The sequence below is a fragment of the Amycolatopsis sp. NPDC003861 genome, assembly GCF_053605405.1.
On record NZ_JBSGJD010000045.1, the window covers coordinates 25,524 to 44,996 of the forward strand.

General features: G+C 71.7%; 21 protein-coding genes and 1 tRNA gene. 8 read left to right on the top strand and 14 right to left on the bottom strand.

Annotated elements, in window-relative coordinates:
• Positions 1 to 51: 51 nt before the first annotated feature.
• The gene (shbA, locus tag ACWEVN_RS14460) at positions 52 to 648 is read left to right on the top strand and encodes an RNA polymerase sigma factor ShbA (RefSeq protein ID WP_452051538.1); all 597 of its coding nucleotides are present in this window, start codon (positions 52 to 54) and stop codon (positions 646 to 648) included.
• Here the strand turns inward: shbA and ACWEVN_RS14465 are convergent.
• On the bottom strand, positions 645 to 1,478 hold the full coding sequence (locus tag ACWEVN_RS14465; protein WP_452051524.1) for a LysR substrate-binding domain-containing protein: 834 nt from the start codon (positions 1,476 to 1,478) through the stop codon (positions 645 to 647). The genes shbA and ACWEVN_RS14465 overlap by 4 nt on opposite strands.
• A 96-nt stretch (positions 1,479 to 1,574) precedes the next feature.
• Between ACWEVN_RS14465 and ACWEVN_RS14470 the strand changes: the two genes are divergently transcribed.
• Both ACWEVN_RS14470 and ACWEVN_RS14475 read left to right on the top strand, forming a co-directional pair.
• On the top strand, positions 1,575 to 2,564 hold the full coding sequence (locus tag ACWEVN_RS14470) for a bile acid:sodium symporter family protein (protein WP_452051525.1): 990 nt from the start codon (positions 1,575 to 1,577) through the stop codon (positions 2,562 to 2,564).
• Positions 2,565 to 2,714: 150 nt separating this feature from the next.
• Positions 2,715 to 3,179 carry a hypothetical protein gene (locus ACWEVN_RS14475; protein WP_452051526.1) on the top strand — a complete coding sequence of 155 codons (465 nt, stop codon included), beginning with the start codon at positions 2,715 to 2,717 and terminating at the stop codon, positions 3,177 to 3,179.
• 41 nt (positions 3,180 to 3,220) lie between these two features.
• On the opposite strand, the gene ACWEVN_RS14480 is transcribed toward ACWEVN_RS14475, so the two are convergent.
• Positions 3,221 to 3,490, bottom strand: a complete 270-nt coding sequence (locus ACWEVN_RS14480) for a hypothetical protein (protein ID WP_449684974.1) — start codon at positions 3,488 to 3,490, stop codon at positions 3,221 to 3,223.
• Between the two features lie 185 nt (positions 3,491 to 3,675).
• On the opposite strand from ACWEVN_RS14480, the gene ACWEVN_RS14485 reads away from it, so the two are divergent.
• A tRNA-Ile gene (locus ACWEVN_RS14485) sits at positions 3,676 to 3,749 on the top strand.
• Positions 3,750 to 4,066: 317 nt separating this feature from the next.
• On the opposite strand, the gene ACWEVN_RS14490 is transcribed toward ACWEVN_RS14485, so the two are convergent.
• The 4 genes from ACWEVN_RS14490 to ACWEVN_RS14505 form a co-directional block, all read right to left on the bottom strand.
• The gene (locus ACWEVN_RS14490; RefSeq protein ID WP_452051527.1) at positions 4,067 to 5,977 is read right to left on the bottom strand and encodes a multicopper oxidase family protein; all 1,911 of its coding nucleotides are present in this window, start codon (positions 5,975 to 5,977) and stop codon (positions 4,067 to 4,069) included.
• A gap of 128 nt (positions 5,978 to 6,105) precedes the next feature.
• A complete protein-coding gene (locus ACWEVN_RS14495; protein ID WP_452051528.1) occupies positions 6,106 to 6,705 on the bottom strand; it encodes a dihydrofolate reductase family protein in 600 nt (199 codons plus the stop codon).
• Positions 6,702 to 7,502 carry a metalloregulator ArsR/SmtB family transcription factor gene (locus ACWEVN_RS14500; protein WP_452051529.1) on the bottom strand — a complete coding sequence of 267 codons (801 nt, stop codon included), beginning with the start codon at positions 7,500 to 7,502 and terminating at the stop codon, positions 6,702 to 6,704. Before ACWEVN_RS14500 ends, ACWEVN_RS14495 begins: the two co-directional genes overlap by 4 nt.
• Positions 7,503 to 7,535: 33 nt before the next feature.
• Entirely contained in the window at positions 7,536 to 8,507 is a 972-nt protein-coding gene (locus tag ACWEVN_RS14505; RefSeq protein ID WP_452051530.1) for a hypothetical protein, read from the bottom strand.
• Between the two features lie 199 nt (positions 8,508 to 8,706).
• Here ACWEVN_RS14505 and ACWEVN_RS14510 point away from each other — a divergent pair, with 199 nt between their 5' ends.
• Positions 8,707 to 9,666 (top strand): hypothetical protein, encoded by a 960-nt coding sequence (locus ACWEVN_RS14510; RefSeq protein WP_452051531.1) that lies wholly within the window; start codon positions 8,707 to 8,709, stop codon positions 9,664 to 9,666.
• Between the two features lie 20 nt (positions 9,667 to 9,686).
• Here the strand turns inward: ACWEVN_RS14510 and ACWEVN_RS14515 are convergent, their stop codons facing one another.
• Together ACWEVN_RS14515 and ACWEVN_RS14520 are read right to left on the bottom strand one after the other, a co-directional pair.
• Positions 9,687 to 9,854: a hypothetical protein gene (locus ACWEVN_RS14515; protein WP_449684968.1), complete on the bottom strand. Its 168-nt coding sequence runs from the start codon at positions 9,852 to 9,854 to the stop codon at positions 9,687 to 9,689.
• Positions 9,855 to 10,081: 227 nt separating this feature from the next.
• Positions 10,082 to 10,600, bottom strand: coding sequence for a hypothetical protein (locus ACWEVN_RS14520; RefSeq protein ID WP_449684967.1), 519 nt, complete (start codon positions 10,598 to 10,600; stop codon positions 10,082 to 10,084).
• Between the two features lie 206 nt (positions 10,601 to 10,806).
• On the opposite strand from ACWEVN_RS14520, the gene ACWEVN_RS14525 reads away from it, so the two are divergent.
• Positions 10,807 to 11,088 carry an isoamylase gene (locus tag ACWEVN_RS14525; RefSeq protein WP_452051532.1) on the top strand — a complete coding sequence of 94 codons (282 nt, stop codon included), beginning with the start codon at positions 10,807 to 10,809 and terminating at the stop codon, positions 11,086 to 11,088.
• Positions 11,089 to 11,092: 4 nt separating this feature from the next.
• Here the strand turns inward: ACWEVN_RS14525 and ACWEVN_RS14530 are convergent, their stop codons facing one another.
• Positions 11,093 to 11,788: a LysR substrate-binding domain-containing protein gene (locus tag ACWEVN_RS14530; RefSeq protein WP_452051533.1), complete on the bottom strand. Its 696-nt coding sequence runs from the start codon at positions 11,786 to 11,788 to the stop codon at positions 11,093 to 11,095.
• A gap of 42 nt (positions 11,789 to 11,830) precedes the next feature.
• On the opposite strand from ACWEVN_RS14530, the gene ACWEVN_RS14535 reads away from it, so the two are divergent.
• Together ACWEVN_RS14535 and ACWEVN_RS14540 are read left to right on the top strand one after the other, a co-directional pair.
• Positions 11,831 to 12,202, top strand: coding sequence for a DUF5997 family protein (locus ACWEVN_RS14535; protein WP_449685020.1), 372 nt, complete (start codon positions 11,831 to 11,833; stop codon positions 12,200 to 12,202).
• Positions 12,199 to 13,401, top strand: coding sequence for a kynureninase (locus tag ACWEVN_RS14540; protein ID WP_449685019.1), 1,203 nt, complete (start codon positions 12,199 to 12,201; stop codon positions 13,399 to 13,401). Before ACWEVN_RS14535 ends, ACWEVN_RS14540 begins: the two co-directional genes overlap by 4 nt.
• A gap of 58 nt (positions 13,402 to 13,459) precedes the next feature.
• Here the strand turns inward: ACWEVN_RS14540 and ACWEVN_RS14545 are convergent, their stop codons facing one another.
• From ACWEVN_RS14545 to ACWEVN_RS14565, 5 genes are read right to left on the bottom strand one after another with little or no spacing between them, the layout of a single operon-like run.
• Positions 13,460 to 14,314: an amidohydrolase family protein gene (locus tag ACWEVN_RS14545; RefSeq protein ID WP_452051534.1), complete on the bottom strand. Its 855-nt coding sequence runs from the start codon at positions 14,312 to 14,314 to the stop codon at positions 13,460 to 13,462.
• A complete protein-coding gene (locus ACWEVN_RS14550; protein ID WP_452051535.1) occupies positions 14,311 to 15,855 on the bottom strand; it encodes a benzoate-CoA ligase family protein in 1,545 nt (514 codons plus the stop codon). Before ACWEVN_RS14550 ends, ACWEVN_RS14545 begins: the two co-directional genes overlap by 4 nt.
• Before the next feature lie 8 nt (positions 15,856 to 15,863).
• Entirely contained in the window at positions 15,864 to 17,285 is a 1,422-nt protein-coding gene (gene boxB, locus ACWEVN_RS14555) for a benzoyl-CoA 2,3-epoxidase subunit BoxB (protein WP_449686952.1), read from the bottom strand.
• 5 nt (positions 17,286 to 17,290) lie between these two features.
• Complete coding sequence (boxC, locus tag ACWEVN_RS14560; protein WP_452051536.1) at positions 17,291 to 18,910, bottom strand: 2,3-epoxybenzoyl-CoA dihydrolase; 1,620 nt, start codon at positions 18,908 to 18,910, stop codon at positions 17,291 to 17,293.
• Between the two features lie 31 nt (positions 18,911 to 18,941).
• Entirely contained in the window at positions 18,942 to 19,367 is a 426-nt protein-coding gene (locus ACWEVN_RS14565; RefSeq protein WP_452051537.1) for a hypothetical protein, read from the bottom strand.
• Positions 19,368 to 19,473: the final 106 nt, after the last annotated feature.

A 19,473-nucleotide genomic window follows, 5' to 3' on the forward strand; every position in this document is an offset into this window, starting at 1 on the left:
GACGTCGAGGGCACCCTGCTGCGGGTGCGCAGCCGGGCGCTCGTCCGGGAGATCGCCGCGGCGCAGCCCGCCGAAACGTTCCCCCCGCACTGGCGCCGCCACGACGAGCCGGTCGCCGCCGCGATCGCGGGCGACGACGCTGCGACCGCACGCCTGCTCGCCACGATCCGGCCCCTGGTGGTGCGCTACTGCCGCGCCCGCGTCGGCCGGCACGAGCGTTCGTTCGCTTCGGCGGACGACGTCGCCCAGGAGGTCTGCCTCGCGGTGCTGACAGCGCTGCCGTCCTACCACGACCAGGGCCGCCCGTTCCTGGCGTTCGTCTACGGCATCGCCCAGCACAAGGTGGCGGACGCCCACCGCGCCGCGGCCCGCAACCGCAGCGACCCGGTCCCCGAGGTCCCGGACGGCGTGAGCGAAGTGGCCGGGCCGGAGCAGCGGGCGCTGCGGTTCGAGCTGAACGAGCGCCTGGCCCGGCTGCTGGACATCCTGCCCGCGAAGCAGCGGGAGATCGTCGTGCTGCGGGTGGTGGTCGGGCTGTCGGCGGAGGAGACGGCCGCGGCGGTGGGCTCCACGCCGGGGGCGGTCCGGGTTGCGCAGCACCGTGCCCTCGGCCGGCTCCGGCGATTGCTCACCGGCGAAGAGACTTAACGCCGCACCCGCTCCAGGACGAACTCCGCCAACGCCGCCGCCGGGCCCTCCATGGACTCGCGGGCCAGCAGCATGAACTCGATGTCCCCGGGTTCCGGGAGCCCGTCGAGCTCGGTCAGGTCCGCCGGCACCAGGCTGCGCGCGTGCAGGGTCACCCCCAGACCGGCCGCCGCCGCGGCGCGCAGGCCCGTCAAGCTCGACGTCTGGCACGCCGCGCGCCACTCCAGCCCGGCGCGTTCGAGGACCTCCACCGCCAGCTGGCGCGTGATCGACGGCATCGGGTACTGCACCAGCGGCACCGGCTGGCCGGGCTCCAGCACCGTGGCCGCCGACCCGATCCAGACCAGCGGCTCCCGCCACAGCAGCCGGCCGTGGTGCGCGCCCGGGCGGCGCTTGCCCAGGACCAGGTCCAGCTGCCCGGAGCGCAGCCGCTGCGCCAGGACGTCCGACAGCTCGACGGTCAGCTCGACGTCCACCAGCGGGTGACTGCGGCGCAGCCGGTGCAGGATCTCCGGCAGCTCGCCGAGCGCGAAGTCCTCGGAGACGCCGAAGCGGACCCGGCCGCGCAGCTCGGCGCCGCGGAAGTGCCGCTCCGCGCGCTCTTCGGTGTCGACGATCGTCTGCGCGAACCCGAGCATCGCCTGCCCGCGCGCGGTGAGTTCCACCGTGTGGGTGTCCCGGGCGAACAGCAGGCCGCCGGAGTCACGCTCGAGCCGCCGCACGTGCTGACTGACCGTCGGCTGGCCCACGCCGAGCCGCCGCGCGGCCGCGGTGAAGCTGCGCGTCTCGGCGACTGCGAGGAACGAACGGCACAGGCGCGGGTCCAGCACCGGGTCAGCCTATCGCGATTCGCGATGACAGTCAGTCCGGTCATCGGGGTTCACAATGAGCGGGAGGTGGCCGAGAATTGCTGCGGAAGGAGATCCATGTCCCGGTTTCGACTCGACCCGTTCGTCCTCGCGATCCTCGCCACCGTCGGCGTCGCCACCCTGCTGCCCGCCTCGGGCGCGGTGGCCGACGGCTTCGGCATCGCCACCACGATCGCCGTCGGCCTGCTGTTCTTCCTGTACGGCGCCCGCCTTTCGACGCAGGAGGCCCTCGACGGGCTGCGGCACTGGCGGCTGCACGCGGTGGTGCTCGCGGCGACGTTCGTCCTGTTCCCGCTGCTCGGCCTGGCGCTGTTCCTCCTGCCGCCCTCGGTGCTGCCGGACCAGCTGGCGGCCGGGGTGCTGTTCCTGGCGGTGCTGCCCTCGACGATGCAGTCGTCGATCGCGTTCACCTCGATCGGCCGCGGCAACGTCGCGGCGGCGATCTGCAGCGCCTCGCTGTCCAACCTGGCCGGCATCGTGGTGACGCCGCTGCTGGTGGCCCTCCTGCTGGCCGGCGACGGCGCGGGCGTCGACGGTTCGGCCGTGCTCGGGATCGTGCTGCAACTGCTGGCCCCGTTCGTGGCGGGCCAACTGGCCCGCCGCTGGATCGGCGGCTGGATCACCCGCCACGCCGCACCGCTGAAGCTGGTCGACCGCGGCTCGATCCTCCTGGTGGTCTACACGGCGTTCAGCGCGGGCATGACGGAGGGCATCTGGCACCGGCTCGACGTGGGCCACCTCCTGGTGCTGGTCGTGGTGTGCGGCGTGCTGCTGGCGGCGGTCCTCGGCGCGACGGGCTGGGGCGCCCGGTTGCTGGGCTTCGCGCGAGCGGACCGGATCACCATCGTGTTCTGCGGGTCGAAGAAGAGCCTGGCCAGCGGCCTCCCGATGGCGACGGTGCTGTTCGGGCACGCGCAGGTCGGGCTGATCGTCCTACCGCTGATGCTGTTCCACCAGATCCAGCTGATCGTCTGCGCCACCCTGGCCCGGCGCTACGCGGCCGAGGAGGAACGGGAGCTCGTGCCGGCCTCGATGCGCGTCACGTAGGAATCGATGTCGGCGTCGGCGTGCCCCCGATCCGTCCAATGTGTACAGACGGCTGCCGAGGATCGCGTGGCCCTGGAAGACCACGCTCGTCGTAACAGCGCGGAGCGGTGGAACGACTCCGGGGGCGTCCACGATCAAGGGAGGGATTTCATGGGGACCCAGGCACGAACCGCGCTCGCCGCACTGGCCGGCGCCGCGGTGGTCACGGCAGGCGCGGTGGTCTTCGCGGGTGCATCGGCCGCCGTCGGCCCGTCGCCGGCACCGATCGTCCAGGCGGCGCAGGCCACCTGCGTGACCGACGGCGGCGGTTTCTGCACCGTGCCGCACAGCCTCGGCAAGGTACCGGAGGCGGTCGTGGTGTCGGCCAACACGCCGAACCCGTACAACGGGTTCATGCTCAACACGGTGCAGGGCTCCTTCACCGCGACCACATTCCAGGTGCGGGCGATGTTCTCCCAGACCACGCCGAAGACGTTCGGCCAGATCTGGTTCAGCTACGCGGCCTACGCCGCCCCGACAACCCCGACCACCACACCGACTCCCACGTTCACGACGCCTTCGCCCACCAGTTCGCCGCCGACCACCCCCACCACATCGACCGGCGGCGGAAGCTGAACGGAATCCGCGGTTTTCGGCCTGCCCGCGGGGAATTTCCGTCACCGCGGGCGGGGCGAAGGCTTCTTTCCCAATTCTTCCGCGAAAATCGCGTCGACCCGCGATCCCGCGCGCCGCAACGCGCGCACGGCCACGCGGACCAGATAGCCCGAAACGAACACGAGCAGCAGCGTCACGCCGACCACCCCGGGGTTCGCCACGACGACCTCCCGGTACTCGTGCGCGAGGTAACCCAGGCCGGCCCCCGCGGCGAATGCGTCCAGCAACGCCAGCCGGACAGCCCAGGAACGAGACGAGGTGGCAGAGCCCATTCTTACTCCCGCCGTTCCGGTCAGCGGTGACGCCCTTGCAACCTAGACGAGCCTGCGCCGGTCGGCGGCCACGACAACCTGTTTGGCCTACCGGATCTGCCCGTATGGCCGCTGTGATAACTTGAAGCGAACTGGGTGTTCTGTGCACACGCAAACCTCGGGGCGCCTGTGCACGCCGGGACCAGGGGGCGGTAGCTCAGTTGGTTAGAGCAGGGGACTCATAATCCCTTGGCCGCGGGTTCGAGCCCCGCCCGCCCTACTCTCGTGAGCCCTCCTTCAGCGCTTCGCGCCTTCGGTGGGCTCTCTCGCTTCGTTGTGTTTTCTGGGGGTGCAACCCCCAGACCCCGCCCGGGGGCTCTGCCCCCGGACCCCCGTCGTGGCTGGCTTGCGTCGTGACCTTGCCCCCGGCGTGGCTGGCTTGCGTCGTGACCTTCCCCCGGAACCCCGTCGTGGCTGGCTTGCGTCGTGACCTTGCTTCGGGGGCCTCGCACACCATTCGGTCTGGGGCGAAACGTGGGTAGCGCTGGTCCCGGTGGGGAGGTGGTCGCTCGATCGGGTGGGTGGCCGATCGGTGGGCTAGTGGCCTTCGTGGCCCGGCATCGTGGGGTGGGCTGGGGTGCCTGGGTGCATGTGGAAGCGGGCTATCTCGGGTGGGTGGACCACGAAGGGGCGCATCATTCCCTCGTCCTCGTGGTCGAGGATGTGGCAGTGGTACATGAATGAACCCGTTGCCTCCTCGAACCTGCCCGCCACCCGGACCCAGTCGCCCGCCCACACGTCGAACGTGTCCTTCCAGCCCTCCTCGTGCCTCTCGACCGGCCGGCCCGCGACCGGAGCCGGCAGGGGACGCGATGTTCCGCCCGCCGCCGTGTCGAACGCACTCAAGTCGGCGAACTTGCTCCTGGTCAGCAACTGGAAGCGCGCCAAGTGGATGTGCATCGGGTGCGGCGCACCGCCCAACTGTAAGAAGTTCCACACCACCCAGCGGCCACGGTCGACGAAAATCGTCGTCGCATCGTCGAACATGCGCGCCACCCTGCGGAACGTCCGCACACGCCCCAGCACCGGATCGGTGACCTGCAGAACACCCTCCTCCGGAAACCGCGCCGGCACCTCCGCCGGATCGACGATCTCCTTCAGCTCCCACATCTCCGGATGCGGCCGGCCCGCCACCCCGGGCGGCGTCGTCGCCACGAACACCTCGTCGTGATCCTCCGGCACCCGCTCCACCCGGACGTACGAAGTGGACAGCCGCGCCGGCACCCGGAACGGCTCCGGACGACGGCGGCTCTCGACCCGGAACTCCATGATGTCCGGCTCGATCGAGGCCCCCGTGTTGACCAGCCGCAACCGCTGCCCCGGAAACCGGCTGAAGTCGATCAGCAGATCGGCGCGCTCCGCCGGGGTCAGAGTCAGCCCACCTGCCGGCACCGCCGCCGGCGCGGGCAGCAGACCCGCGTCCGTACCGGCGATCCGGACCGCGTCGTTGCGCACCACCCCCGCCTCGTCGACCAGATCCAGCCGGAAATACCGGCCGTTCGCCGTGTTCAGCACCCGGAAGCGGTACCAGCGCGCGTCGACGTCCAAGTGCGGCCAGATACCGCCGTTGACCAACGTGAACGGGCCGGTCACCGGAGCCGTCGTGCCGGACGCGGGCAGGTACTGGAACTTGAACAACAGCCGGCCGGTCAACGCCCCGGTCACCGGGTCGGTGTCGAAGTTGCGATCGGCGAGCACCAGCGGGATTTCGTGATCACCACCGGGAAGGCGCAGCCGGTCCTCCTCGTCGTCGCGGATCAGGTACAGGCCCGCGAGTCCGGAATGGACGTTGAAGCGCGTCACGGCCATCGCGTGGTCGTGGTACCAGAGCGCGGTGGCGGCCTGCCGGTTCGGGTACTCGGTGAGCTGCGTTTGCCCCGGCGAAATCCCGTTGTGCGCCCAGCCGTCGTTGCCGGCGTTCGTCAGCGCGCCGTGCAGGTGCACGACGTTCCACGGCGGCAGCTCGGCGACGCCCTCGATCAGCTCCACCCCGGCGGGCAGGCTGCCGTCCGCGGCGCGGTAACCGGGCTGGTTCGCCGGCGTCGGCACGGCGTACGGCGCCCGCACCGCCACGAGCGGGACCGTGCCCCGCAGTTCGTTCGCCCACGCGACGCGAAGCCGCTTCCCGCTCCGGACTTCGATGGTCGGGCCGGGAAAATGACCCTCGTAGGTCCACAGTGTGCTCTCCGGCAGCTGGGAGTGCAGCCGCGTCCGCGCGGTGGTCATGGTGACCGTGAGGTCACCCTGGTACCGCCGCGAATGCGCCTGGATCACCGGCGGGATCCGCAGCGGGTCGAGGAACTTGGTGAGCCCGAAGTGGGGCGCCACCGGCGGCGCGGTGGCCGCCGACGCCGTCCGTGGGGCACTGGGACCGACCAAGGCCGCCCCCGCCACGACGCCCGCGGCGGTGAGGAAGGTGCGCCGGTCGACGGAATCTGCTTCGGCCATGCGCAACCCTCCGGGCACGGGTGAATACCGGTGATCCGCACGGCTTCCAGCGGGCCGGCGGCTCGGGAACGGTAGCCAGCCGGCCCCCGGCCGGGCATCCCCTCACTTGGTATTCCTCGCGCCGCCGATCAGCGCACGCGGTCGTAGACCACCGCCGTCTCCCCCAGCTCGCCGGTTTCGTGGTGGGTGAGCCGCCACCGCGACGCGGGCAGGCCGTCGTCGAACAGCCGGGGCCCGCCGCCCGCGATCTCCGGGCAGACCATGAGGTACAGCCGGTCGAGCAGGTCCGCCGCGAGCAGCGGCTTGATGACGCTCGCGCTGCTGTTGACCAGGATGTCGCCGCCGCCGGTGGTCTTCAGCTCGGCGACGACGTCCGCGGCCGGGGCGTTCACCAGCCGGGTGCGCTCCCACGGGGCGTCGGACAGCGTGGTCGAGAAGACCACCTTCTCGGCGTCCACCAGCCATTTCGCGTAGCCGCGGTCGCGCGGGTCGGCGTTCTCGTCGGCGGCGACGGTGGGCCAGAACCCGAGGAACCCCTCCGCGTTGCGCCGGCCCAGCACCGCCGTCGACGCGCTTTCCCAGATGCGGCCGAGGTGGCGCCGCGCGACTTCGGTGGTGGCGTACGGGAGGATCGCGCCCATGTCGGCGGGCCCGGCGGGGCCGTGGTAGCGCCCGTCGAGGGTCAGGCTGAGGTTGGCGGTCACCCGGCGGCCGGTCGGCTCGGTCATGGTGTTCGGTCCTTTCGTACGGTGAGCACGTCGGCGAGGTGGTCGAGCACCTGGCCCCAGCCGGTTTCGATGCCGGCGATGAAGGGGACGGCCTCGACCGTCGTGGCGGTGATGCGCAGGTCCAGCCGCAGCCGGGTGCCGGCCGGCTCCGGGTTCAGCTCCAGGTCGTAGTGGCCGGTGAAGGAGGCGGGGCCGGTCACCGCGAGGTCGAAGCCGAGGCGGCCGGGCTCGTCCGCGACCCGCACCCGGCCTTCGGCGCGGTACTCGCCGTCGGCGTCGCGGTAGCCGAGCACCACCCGCCCGCCCGGCCGCGGCTCGAGGGTGCAGGCGGTGACCGTCATCGACGGCGGAACCCACCAGCTCGCCAGCAGGTCCGCGTCCGTCCAGTGCCGCCAGACGTCGGCGGCCGGCGCGGGCAGCAGGCGGTCGAACGCGAACGCGCGCCCGTCCGCCCACCGGTCCCGGTCCGCGGCCGCCGTGTCCGCCTCGATGGCCGCCCGGTACCGCGCCACGGCGTCCCGCTCGCCCGCGTGCGCCTCGGTCGTGTCGGCCAGCTCCCGCAGCCGCCCCGCGAAAGCCGCCAGCGGTCCGGCTTCGAGGGCGTGGACGCGGCGCTGGCCGAGCGGGAAGACGGTGACCAGGCCGGCCCGGGCGAGGGTCTGGAGGTGCTTGGTGGTCTGCGGTTGCCGCAGCCCGGTCAGCTCGGCGAGCTCGCCCACCGAGCGGGGGCGCTCGGCGAGCAGTTCGACGATGCGCCACCGGGCGGCGTCCCCCAGTGCTGCGGCGATCCGGTCCATGGGCCCCAGTATTCACACAAAAGAATATTCACGTCAAGGAATATCTTGCCGCGGCAGCCAGCGCAGCCCGTGGGCGTACCCGAGCTGCGGCGCGGCGAACTCCTGCGCGACCTCGCAGGCGCCGTCCAGCGGCAGCGGCTCGCCCGGCTGGGGCGGGTCGGCGAGCACCGACGGCGGGACGCGGTCCAGCCGCCACACCACCCACGGCGGCTTCCGCGGGTCGAAGCGCACGCGCACCTCGAACGACTCGCACGTCACCAGCGGCACGAACACGTACGACGGCCGGATCGGCAGGCCGTCCCGGATGCGGTACACCAGCGAGTACGTGTGGCTGTCGCCGCGGTCCAGGGCCCGCGGCAGGTCGAGCAGCCAACGGAAGTGCCGCTGGCCGTCCCGGGTGCCTTCGCTGATCCGGACGCCGTGCCGGGCGTCCGCGGCGACCTCGCGCTCGCCGTCCCGGCCGTCTTCGGTGCGGGGCACGGTGAACTGCGCGGAGATCCGGGCGAGCTTGTCACGGGTCGCCACGATCAGCCGTTCCTCGGTGACCTCCGGCTCGCCCGTGTCGAGCCGGACGAGCACCTTGAGCCGCTTGACGAACCAGCCGTCGTCCGGGCCGGGGACGCCGTTGCCCGGCCGCGCGCCGGCCTCGATCTCCGCGGCGAGCCGGGCGAACGACCGGTCGACGCGGCGCCGGGCCGTGCGTTCCGAGACGCGCAGCTGATCGGCGAGGACGCCGATCCGGTCGCTCAGCAGGGCGTGCTGGGCGCCGGGGGCGATGCCGAGGGCGACGTTCACCGCCAGTTTGTCGTCGGCCGGGAATTCCGCGATCGCGGCCGAAATCGCTTCCCGCAGAACGCGGCGCGCATCGCGGTCGCTCGTCGTCCGGTGGATTTCACACCAGCCGGAAACGAGCGGCCCGAGCCGGCCGCGCAACCGCTCGGCTTCCAATCCCCAGCCGCGCCGCAACGTGGTGAGTTCCCGGAGCAGCCCGTCCTCGTGTGCCATGGGATTTCCATTGAACCACGGGCACTTCGCGGCGATCGGCGGCCGCTGCTGCGCCGATCAGGTGATTCCCCGGTGGCCAGGGATTGGCCAGTTCCCCGCGATTTCGGCCCGCCCGCGGCCTTTTCCGCCTCCGCGGCTGCCCGACCATTTCCCCGTCGACTTCCGGCAGCGGCATCGGGATCGGCATCGGGGAGGAAGGGTGCTGGACACTACCGGGCCGGCCGACGTCGCCGGCGTCCGGCGGCTGGCCCGCGACGGCCTGCTCGCCGGCTCGGCGGCGGACGCCCGGCCCCGCGCACTGGCCCGGCTGCGCGGCGGGGTCTACACGGTGGCGTGGCCGCTGGTCTTCACGCGGATCACCAAGCCACTGGAACACCGGCGCCGCCACGTCGACTGCGCCCGCGGCCTCGAGTGGCTGCGGCCCGACTGCCTCGACCGCTTCCACGACGACGTCGAGGCGGTGGTGGACCACGCCCTGCGGCGCGCGACCGGCCCGATCGACAACCTCGAGGGCTGGCTGGCCACCCGCCTCATCCCGGCCACGGTCGACGCGCACCGGCGCCGCCGCGGCGAAATCGGGGCGTTGCAGAGGCCGCGCCTCCCGGCCTGGCTGGCCGGCGCCCTCGGCGACGACCCGTGGCTGTGCGAACTGGCGGTGCAGATCCTGGTCTGGGTCGGCGTCCCGGCCACGGCGGGAGCGGAACTGTGGCCCCTGGACGGCTGGGCGGCCCGGCGGGCGGAGGTGACGGGCGAACCCCCGCCCGCCCGCGACACGCTCGACCGCGAGGTCGACCGGGTCCTGGCCGCGATGCGCACCCGCCCGGCGTGGCACGCGGAGCACGTCGAGAGGCCGCTGGGGCACAAGCAGGCCCCGGTCGCGCCGATGCCGGCGGAGTCGCCACCACTGGAGCTGGTCGCATCCCACGAGCTGGCGGACGCCCGGCTCGCGGACCTGGCCGAACAGGCGCTGCGGGCGATCGAACTCCGGTTGGACCGCGGGGAGGCGGCGGCCTCGGCGGTGGCGGCGGTGGTCCGAGCGGTGTTCGGCGAGCAGGCCCCGCAGGGCACACCCCACGACGACTGGCTGGCAGCGGCCTTGGCGGACCGGGAGCGAGTGGAGGGGATCGTGGCAACGGCCTTGGCCATCCTGGGCCGCTGACCCCGCGCCCGGGAGGGCCGTCAGCCGTCTTCGAGCGAACGGCGGCGGGCTTCGAACACGGCCGACAGGGTTTCGGGGGTGCAGCCCGCAGCGCGGGCGCGGTGGCCGGCTGCCGTCAGCTCGGCCAGCAGGAGCGCGCGCACCGCAGCGCGGGTCGCCTCCGGGAGTCTCGAACACGGGTCGGTCACCCCTCGGCCTCCTCTCGCCGGCACCAGCCTTCACCTGACGGACACGCCCGCGGCGCCCACCGCGAACGCCGACCGTCAGATGCCTCACCGGCCCGAGCGGCACGCGGACGCCCGGACCGGCACCCCACCCAGCCCTCCCCACCACCCCGGTCAGCCGCACCTTTCGGCCGAAGCCCGGCAGACCGCGTCCACCACGCAGCCGGGCCCCGACCACCGACGGCCGCCCCTCAACGCCACCACGGCGGTGGAGGCACCGGTAACTGCAGGGGGCAGCCGCCGGTGTGGCGGCCCGTCCAGCAGTCCGCCAGCCAGCGGGTCAGCGCGACCGGGCCGAGCAGGCTGTCCTCCCACACCGGCGTCAGCTCGCCCGTCCGGCGCAGCATCGCTTCCGCCGTGCCGCAGAAGGAAACCACCGCCGCGATCGCCGCGTCGGCGCGTTCGGCGGGCCAGGCGACCGCGGCTCCGGGGAGCCGGGCCGGGATGGCCAGGCCGGTGCCGATGGTGCAGTTGCGCGCCAGCTGCACGGCGAGATCGAACTCGACGGCTTCGGCGTGACGCTGTCTCGCCCGCCAGCGGGGCGAAGCGGCCGCGGCGTACAGCCCGGCCAGGCGGGCGGCGACCAACCCGTCCCACACCGTCATGAGCACCGCTCGCGTGTCAGCCGGGTGGGCGTCGGCGAGCTCGTGGGTGACGGCGCTGAGCCAGGCACACGGGTCCTTGACTTGACGATCAGCGGCGACGGTCACGGCAGTCAGTTTCCCACCGCCACGGGAAAGCAACCCCGAAGTGATCATGGTTCACCCCAGCATCACCCGGTCAGTGGCGGACCGTTGAGCGGCCCCGTAACCCAATCGGGCACTGGGCGTGACCGAATCGTCACTCCTGTGCGATCATGTCGGCGCTCAGTGCCGAGCACGCCCTCCCGAACCCTTCCCGTGAAAGGCCCCCACGAGTGATCAAGATCAGCAAGAGCCGGGCCGGCACCCAGCGCGTCACCTTCAGCCTGCCGATCGGCGCGCCGCCCGGCCGGGTGAGCGTCGTGGGCTCGTTCAACGACTGGACGCCCGGGCGGCACCACCTCACGCCGCGCTCCAACGGCCGCCGCTCGGCGTCGATCGACGTGACGCCGGGAACGGTCCTGCAATTCCGCTACCTCGGTGAGGGCGGCCACTGGTTCGACGACCCCGACCTGCCCGACCGCGCCGACGGCAACTGCGTCTGCACGACGTCGTAGCGGCTCAGCCCCGCCGGCGCCGCTTCCCGGCGGCCCCGCCACCCCGCCGTGCCGGCTTGGCCGCGGCGGGCTTGCGGTCCGGGCGCTTGCGCTCGGCCGGCGCCTGCGGGCGCCCGCGCGTGCTGTTCACCGTCCGGCCGCGGACGATCCCGATGAACTGCTCCATCAGGTCCGTCGTCTCCTCCTCCAGCCACGACAGCGCCACGCTCGACTGCGGCGCGTCCCCGACCGGCCGGTAGGTGAGGTCCCGGCGGTGGTGCAGCCGGGCGAGCGACTGCGGGACGACGAGCACCCCGACCCCGGCCGCGACCAGCTCGATCGCGTCCGCCGTCGTCTCGGGCCGCGAGACCGCCGGACGTCCCGGCCACGTCTCCCACGCAAGCGTGTCGTCGACCGGGTGCAGCACGACCTCGTCCGCCAAGTCCTCAGTGGACACTTCGTCCGCCGCCGCGATCAGGTGGTCCTTCGGCACCACGACGACCGTCGTCTCGGTGTAGAGCGGGATCGCGTGCAGGCCGTCCCGGTCGATCGGCGACCGCAGCAGCGCCGCGTCGGCCTCCCGGGCGCGCAGCAGGCCGGTCGCGTCGGCGGCCTCCACCGGGACCAGGGTCAGCGGCACCTCCGGCACCCGCTCGCCCCAGGTCCGCACCCACTTGGCGGGGGTGGCTCCCGGGACGTACGCGAGCTTGAAAGAGGTCACCGGGTCAGGTTACCGGGAGTGACGCTGGCTACCCTGGACGGCATGACGTCGCACAAGACCACCCAGACGATGAAGCCCGCGACGGCGGCGAAGAAGCTGGGTGTGTACCTCGAAGCCACCCCCGCGGAGTTCCGGGAGGGCGTCGTGACGCGCGACGAGCTGAACGCGCTGCAGACCGACCCGCCGGAGTGGCTGCGGGAACTGCGCCGCACGGGCCCGCACCCCCGCCCGGTGGTCGCGGCGAAGCTGGGCGTCTCCATCGGCGGCCTCACCCGCGGCGGCATCACCGAACCGCTCACCACCGAGCAGATCGACGCACTGAAGGCCGAAAGCCCCGACTGGCTCGTCCGCGAGCGCGCCACCCAGGCCGAGGTCCGCAAGGAAGCCGTGCGGGTGAAGGAACAGAACCGCTGACCGCCGCCGACCTCTCGGCCGAGGCCGCGGAGCGCCTCGACGCCGAGGACGAGCTCGCCGCCTTCCGCGAGCGGTTCGTCCCGATCGGCGATCCCGGCGTCGTCGCCTACCTCGACGGGAACTCCCTGGGCCGCCCGTTGCGCGCCACCGCGGAGCGGCTGCAGGAGCTCGTCACCCACGAGTGGGGTGGCCGGCTGATCCGGTCCTGGGACGAACGCTGGCTCACGTTGCCCGAGGAGATCGGCGACGAGCTCGGCCGCGTCGCGCTCGGCGCCGCACCGGGGCAGACCATCGTCGCCGACTCGACGTCGGTGTGCCTCTACAAGGCGCTCCGGGCCGCCGTCGCGCTGCGGCCGGGCCGGGACGAGATCGTCACCGACACCGCGAACTTCCCCACCGACCGGTTCCTCGTCGAGAGCGTCGCCGCCGAACTCGGGCGCACCGTCCGATGGGTCGAGAGCGACGACGTCGCCGCGGTCGCCGGGCCGCGGACCGCGGTCGTCACGCTGTCCCATGTGGACTACCGGACGGCGGCGATCACCGACCTCGCCGCCGTCACGCGGCTGGTGCACGAGCGCGGCGGGCTCGTCGTCTGGGACCTCTGCCACAGCGTCGGCTCGATCCCGGTCGAGCTGGACGCCGCCGAGGCCGACTTCGCCGTCGGCTGCACGTACAAGTTCCTCAACGCCGGGCCCGGCGCGCCCGCGTTCCTCTACGTCAACGCGCGCCACCACACCGCGTTCGGTCAGCCCATCACCGGCTGGATGGGCGCCGCCGACACCTTCGGCATGGCCGCGGAGTACGTTCCCGCGCCCGGCATCCGGCGGGCGCTCTCCGGCACGCCGCCGGTGCTCGGCATGGTGGGCGTCCAGGAGGGCGTGGCGCTGCTGGCGGAAGCGGGCCTCGACCGCGTGCGGGCCAAGGCCGTGGCGCTGGGCCGGTGGGTGCTCGCCCTCGCCGACGCCTGGCTCGTCCCGCTCGGCTTCACGGTCGCCTCACCGCGCGACGACGACCGCCGGGCCGGGCACGTGACCCTCCGGCACCCGGACGCCGAACGGCTTTCCCGCGTCCTCATCGAGCACGGCGTGCTCATCGACTTCCGCCGCCCGGACGGCATCCGCATCGGGCTGAGCCCGCTCACCACCGGCTTCGCCGAGGTCCGGCGGGCCATGGAGCGCATCCGCGAGCTCGCCGGCTGACCAGCCACCACCGTCGTGAGTGGTAAGGCGGGTTAGAACCCGCCTTACCACTCACGACCTAGGCGAGCGAGGGCATCAGTTTGACCGCGTTCCCGGACAGGACCCCCGTCAGGACGTCCTCCGGCAGCCCCAGCCCGGCCAAGGTCCGGACGTTCGCGGCCACCGAAGGAACCCCCGGCCAGTCCGTCCCGAAAACGAACTTCCCCGCCAACCGCGTCAGGTCGAAGCGCTGGTAGTACTCCGGGAGCTTCTTCGGCGGCAGCCCGGCCAGGTCGAGCCACACGTTCTCCCGCGCCAGCGCCAGGAACGCCGCCACGTCGTACCACCAGCCGCGACCCCCGTGGGCGAAAACGAACTGCAGCGACGGGAAGTCTTCGACCACATCGGACAGCAGCTCGGGATTGCCGAAACTGGTGCGGGAACCCGGGAAGCTCGACGTTCCCGAGTGGAGGATCACCGGCACCCCGCGCTCGGCGCACAACGAGTAGACCGGGTACAGCTCCTTGTCCGCCGGCGAGAACGCGCCGTGCACCGGGTGGATCTTCAGCGCCACCGCGCCCAGGTCCAGCTGCCGCTCGACCTCCGCCGCCGCCGGGTGGTGGACGTACGGGTTGACGTTCGCCACCAGGCGGAACCGCTCCGGGTTGAACGCGACCAGCGGCAGGTTGTCCTCGATCGGCTGGATCCCGGTCGCGCGCGGGCTGTATTCGCAGAACAACAAGACCCGGTCGACGCCTTCGGAGTCCATCAGTTCGTCCATTGCGGACGGAACCACCTCACCCGACGCCGAGTACACCGAACGCCACGGGTACGACCCGGCGAAGTCGTGCGCCCACTGCAGCCACGCGGGTTTCAGCGTCGGCAGCCGGGGTGCGTGGACGTGGGCATCGACCACGAAGTGCCCGTCGATCACGGGCTCGGCACCACCCGCAGCACGTCGCGGACCTGCTCGCGGATCACGTTCCGGCGGATCTTGCCCGTCGCCGTCTTCGGCAGCTCGGGCAGTTCGACCACTCCGCGAGGGCGCTTGAACGCCGCGAGCCCCTCGCGGCAGAACTCGATCAGCTCGGCCGGGTCGACCGCGAAGCCGGGCGCGGCGACCACGCACGCCACCGGCTTGTCGAGGCCGTCGGCGTCCGGCGCGGCGACCACCGCGACCTCGGCCACCGCCGGGTGCTGCCGCAGCCGTTCCTCCACTTCGGACGGTGACACCCAGATCCCGCCCGCCTTCAGCATGTCCCCGAACCGGCCCAGGCAGGAATACGTCCCGTCCTCGTTCCGGACGTAGCTGTCGCCGGTCCGCAGCCACTCGCCCTGGAAGACGAGCTTCGTCGCGTCGTAGCGGGCCCAGTAGCCGGTCGCCGTCGACGGCCCGGCCACGAACAGCTCGCCCGGCTTCCCGGCGGCGTCGATCACCGCCCCGGCTTCGTCGCGGAGCTGCACGGAATACCCCGGCACGGGGACGCCGGTGCTGCCCGGCCGCACCAGGCCCGGCTGGTTCGACAGGAAGATGTGCAGGGCCTCCGTCGACCCGATGCCGTCGAGGATCTCCAGCCCGAAGCGGGCGCGGAACCGTTCGAACAGCGACGCGGGCAGCGGCTCACCGGCCGAAACCGCGTACCGCACCGAAGAAAACGAGTCATCCGGGACGTCGCTGGCCAGCAACGCCGCGTAGAACGTGGGGACCGCGAAGAACAGCGACGGCCGCTCCTCCCGAGCACGGCGAGCGAACAACGCGGGCGTCGGCCGCGAAGGCTCCAGCAGCGTCGTGCCGCCCGCGCCGAGCGGGAAGAAGCAGGAATTCCCCAGCCCGTAAGCGAAGAACAGCTTCGGCACGGACAGGAACCGGTCCGCCGACGTCGTCGCGAGCACTCCGCGGGCGTACGTCTCGCAGACCGCGCGGATGCTCGCGTGCCGGTGCATCGCGCCCTTCGGCTGTCCGGTCGTTCCCGACGTGTAAAGCCACAACGCGGGCGAGTCTTCCCACGTCCGTCCACTTGGGACGGCACCCGCCAGCGACGGCCAGTCGTGCGTCCGGACGCCGAACCCGGCCGGGTCGCAGCGGTCGAGCACGACGTCGGTGACTTCGGGAGCGAGGGAAAGAGCCGTCTGCGCCTGCCCGGCGAACTCCCCGGACACGCACAGCACGCGCGCCCGCGAGTCGGCGAGCACCTGACCCAGCTCCGGCCCGGTGACCATGGTCGACACCGGGACGGCGACCGCGCCGGCCAGCATCGCGCCGAGGATGCCGGTGAGCAGCTCGACGTCGTCGACCATGCAGAACATGACCCGCTCTTCGGGCCGCACCCCGAGTCCGGCGAGGCCACCGGCCACCCGCCGGGACTCCGCCGCGAGCTCGGCGTAGGTGAGCGAGCGGCGGGGCGACACGACCGCCGTCGCGTCCGGGCGCCCGGCCTGCAGCAGGTACTCCGCGGCATTGAACCCTGTCGCCACCAGGCCTCCTACGTGAGGTAGACGTACTCGTAGTCGATGGGCCTGCCGTTGATGCCCTGCCGCGGCGGCGCGACCCAGCTCGCGATCTTCCCCCGCTCGTACACCGGGCGCATCAGCGAACGGACGAACGTGAGGTCTTCGGTCGTGGGCAGCCACTTGCGTTTGCCCGCCTCCCAAGTCGCCTCGTCGACGATCGTGCCGTCGGGAGTGACGTGGTGGCCGGAGTTTATGCCCACTTCGCGGTTGAAGCCAGGGTGCGGCAACCGGAACGTGTGCTCGATGCCGGCCTCGGCGAGGATCTTGTTCCAGCGGTTGACGCCGGTCTGGCAGTCGGCCACGTACTCGCTGCGCAGGTCGAGGTTGAGCAGCAGGATCGCCTGCAGTTCCTCGGTGGTCCAGGTGCCGTCGCCGTTCGGCCGCTCCAGCGTGCGGGCGTCCTCGGTGAGCTTGTGGTCGTCCTTGCGACGGGTCTCCTGCCAGCGGCCCTTGAGCCCGGCCGTGTAGTAGTTCGCCGCGTTCGTCGACGTCTCGCTGCCGAACAGGTCGAGCGAGACCGTGTAGTGGAAGTTGAGGTACTTCTGGATGATGTCGAGCGGGATGCCGCCGTGCGGGCCGATGTCGTACGTGTCGTGCTCGCGGATCAGCTCGGCGCTGCGGGTCACCACGCGGTCGACGCCGGTGGTGCCGACCATCATGTGGTGCGCTTCTTCCTTCAGCATGAACTCGCAGGTGCGCGAGAGCGGGTCGAAGGAGGACTCCTTGAGCGTGCCGAGCTGATACTTCCCGTCGCGGTCGGTGAAGTAGGTGAACATGTAGAAGGCCAGCCAGTCGGCGGTTTCCTCGTTGAACGCGCCGAGGATGCGCGGCGCGTCGGGACTACCCGAGTTGCGCAGCAATAGCCCTTCGGCCTCGTCACGGCCTTCGCGCCCGAAGTAGGCGTGCAGCAGGTACACCATCGCCCACAGGTGGCGGCCTTCTTCGACGTTGACCTGGAACAGGTTCCGCAGGTCGTAGAGGCTCGGCGCGGTCAGGCCGAGGAGTTTCTGCTGCTCGACCGACGCCGGCTCGGTGTCGCCCTGGATGACGATCAGCCGTTGCAGGTCGGCGCGGTATTCGCCGGGGACCTGCTGCCACACCGGCTCGCCCTGGTGCTCGCCGAAGGCGATCCGGCGGTCGGGGTCGCGCTCGGCGAGGAAGATGCCCCAGCGGTAGTCCGGGACGTTGACGTGGTCGAAGTGCGCCCAGCCTTCGCGGCCCACGCTGACCGCGGTGCGCAGGTAGACGCCCTGCGTCTCCAGGGTCGGCCCCATCTCGCCCCACCAGTGCAGGAACTTCGGCTGCCAGCCCTCCAGCGCCCGCTGCAGCCTGCGATCCTCGGAGAGGTTGACGTTGTTGGGGATCTTGGCGTCGTAGTCGATCTTCTCGGGCATCTGCGCTAGACCCGCTTCCTGTCGAAGACGGCCTTCTGCCCCGTACCGTAGCGGCGCAGCGCGCCGTCCGGCCCGGATGCGTTCGGCCGGGTGAAAATCCAGTTCTGCCAAGCCGCCAGCCGGCCGAAGATCTTGGTCTCGATGGTCTCGGGGCCGACGAACCGGTGGTTGGCCTCCATCCCGGTGAGCGCGTCCGGCGAGAGCGACGCGCGGCCTTCGAGGGCGATCCGGATCTCGTCCTCCCAGTCGAGGTCGTCCGGAGCGTCGGTGACCAGGCCGAGTTCGAGCGCTTCGGCGGCGCTGAGCTCGCGGTTCTTCTCGCGCGCGAGCCAGGCGAGGTGGTCGTCGTCGCCGTAGAAGCGCGCTTGGAGGCGGGTCAGGCCGTTGCCCATCGGAAACGCGCCGAAGTTCGCGTCGGTGAGCTGGAGTGACGCGCGTTCTTCGGAGTCTTCGTCGTCGATCGGCGGGCCGTCCAGGATGTACTGGCGGTCGGCGGCCAGCGCGATCTCCAGCAGCGCGCCGGTGAAGCAGCTGCCGGGTTCGATGAGCGCGATCAGGCTGCGGCTGGTGACGTCGAGGCGCTTGAGGGTGCGCTTGAAGTAGTGCGTGATCTCGTTGGCGAGCCAGTCCTTCTGCCCCAGGACGGCTTCTTCGTGCGCACGCACCTTCGCCGGATCGCCTTGCGTCCGCAGGATCCACGTCCCGGCCTCGACTTCGTTGGTGCGCAGCCGCAGGATGGCGTCGTCGAGCTCGCGGGTCATCGCGAGGAACCAGCCGCCCGCGCCCTCTTCGTACAGGTCACCCGGGTCGGTTTCGGGGCCCTTGACGGTGATCGTGGCCTGGTTCTTCTCGACCTCGATGTCGACATAGCGATGTTCCAGCGGGGTCAGCTCGATGCCCTGCTCCGCCGGCTTTTCCGAGCGCCGGGCGAGTTCCCGCGCCTTTTCCAGGACCTTCTCGCGGAAGTCCTGACGGGGCACCAGTTCGTCGACCAGCCGCCAGTCGACCGCCGTCTTGCCCTTGACGCCGTCCGGGCGCGTGGCGAAGACGTCGGCGAGGTCCCGGCGCACGCGGCGCTTGTCGACGACCCTCGTGAGGCCGCCGGTGCCGGGCAGCACGCCGAGCAGCGGCACCTCCGGCAGCGCGACGGTCGAGGAGTTGTCGTCGATCAGGAAGATCTTTTCGCAGGCCAGCGCGATTTCGTAGCCGCCGCCGGCGCAGGTGCCGTTCACCGCGGCCACGTACGTCTGGCCGGAGTGCGCGGTGGCGTCCTCCATGCCGTTGCGGGTCTCGTTGGTGAACTTGCAGAAGTTGACCTTCCAGTGGTGCTCCGACGCGGCGAGCATGCGGATGTTCGCGCCGGCGCAGAACACCTTCTCCTTGGCGCTGGTCACGATGACCACGCGGACCCCGGGGTGTTCGAAGCGCAGCCGCTGCGTGGCGTCGTACAACTCGATGTCGACGCCGAGGTCGTAGGAGTTGAGCTTGAGCTCGTAGCCGGGGACCAGCCCGCCCTGCTCGTCGACGTCCAGCTCCAGCCAGGCCACCTCCCCGTCGACCCGCAGGCGCCAGTGGCGGTACTCGTCCGGACGGCGGTCGAAGGCGACCGGTGTGGTGGTGGTCACCCCTCGATTGTCTACATGAGTCAGACGGACGTCAACGTTGTGTAGAAACTTGATCTCGGGTGGTCGCCCGGTCGAGCGTGGCCCACGCCCAGGTGAGGAACACCCACAATGCCAGCCCGGCCGCGGCGTCGGTGAAGATCGTCGCGAACCAGAACGCGGGGATCTGCGGGACGCCGGTGAGGAAGTGGCCGAGCGTGACCATCCCGGCCAGCGAGTAGACCAGGAGGAACGCCAGCGCCCGGTGGTACCGGCCGTCCGTGTACGCGCGGTAGCCGAGCCAGCCGAACGCCGTGAGCACTACCCAGGCGACGGCGACCGTGATGCCGCCGACGAGCGGCGAGATGCCCTGGAGCTGCGGGTAGTCCGCGTACCGGATGGCGTTGTGCGCGTAGTGGGTGGCCGTGCTGACCAGCGAGAAGCCGAGAATCACGCGAAGCGGTGTCAGTCCTCTGTCCATGACGGCCCCCGATTTGATAGATCGCTCTAGCGAAGGTATCGCCCCGGCTCGTGAGTGGCAAGGCGGGTTCTAACCCGCCTTGCCACTCACGACGGGTCACACGAAG

Coding starts and splice junctions, on each gene's coding strand:
- ACWEVN_RS14475 (WP_452051526.1), top strand. CDS start 2,715: ATGGGGACCCAGGCACGAACCGCGCTCGCCGCACTGGCCGGCGCCGCG.
- ACWEVN_RS14535 (WP_449685020.1), top strand. CDS start 11,831: ATGACGTCGCACAAGACCACCCAGACGATGAAGCCCGCGACGGCGGCG.
- ACWEVN_RS14470 (WP_452051525.1), top strand. CDS start 1,575: ATGTCCCGGTTTCGACTCGACCCGTTCGTCCTCGCGATCCTCGCCACC.
- boxB (WP_449686952.1), bottom strand. CDS start 17,285: ATGCCCGAGAAGATCGACTACGACGCCAAGATCCCCAACAACGTCAAC.
- ACWEVN_RS14505 (WP_452051530.1), bottom strand. CDS start 8,507: ATGGCACACGAGGACGGGCTGCTCCGGGAACTCACCACGTTGCGGCGC.
- ACWEVN_RS14480 (WP_449684974.1), bottom strand. CDS start 3,490: ATGGGCTCTGCCACCTCGTCTCGTTCCTGGGCTGTCCGGCTGGCGTTG.
- ACWEVN_RS14490 (WP_452051527.1), bottom strand. CDS start 5,977: ATGGCCGAAGCAGATTCCGTCGACCGGCGCACCTTCCTCACCGCCGCG.
- ACWEVN_RS14495 (WP_452051528.1), bottom strand. CDS start 6,705: ATGACCGAGCCGACCGGCCGCCGGGTGACCGCCAACCTCAGCCTGACC.
- ACWEVN_RS14500 (WP_452051529.1), bottom strand. CDS start 7,502: ATGGACCGGATCGCCGCAGCACTGGGGGACGCCGCCCGGTGGCGCATC.
- ACWEVN_RS14565 (WP_452051537.1), bottom strand. CDS start 19,367: ATGGACAGAGGACTGACACCGCTTCGCGTGATTCTCGGCTTCTCGCTG.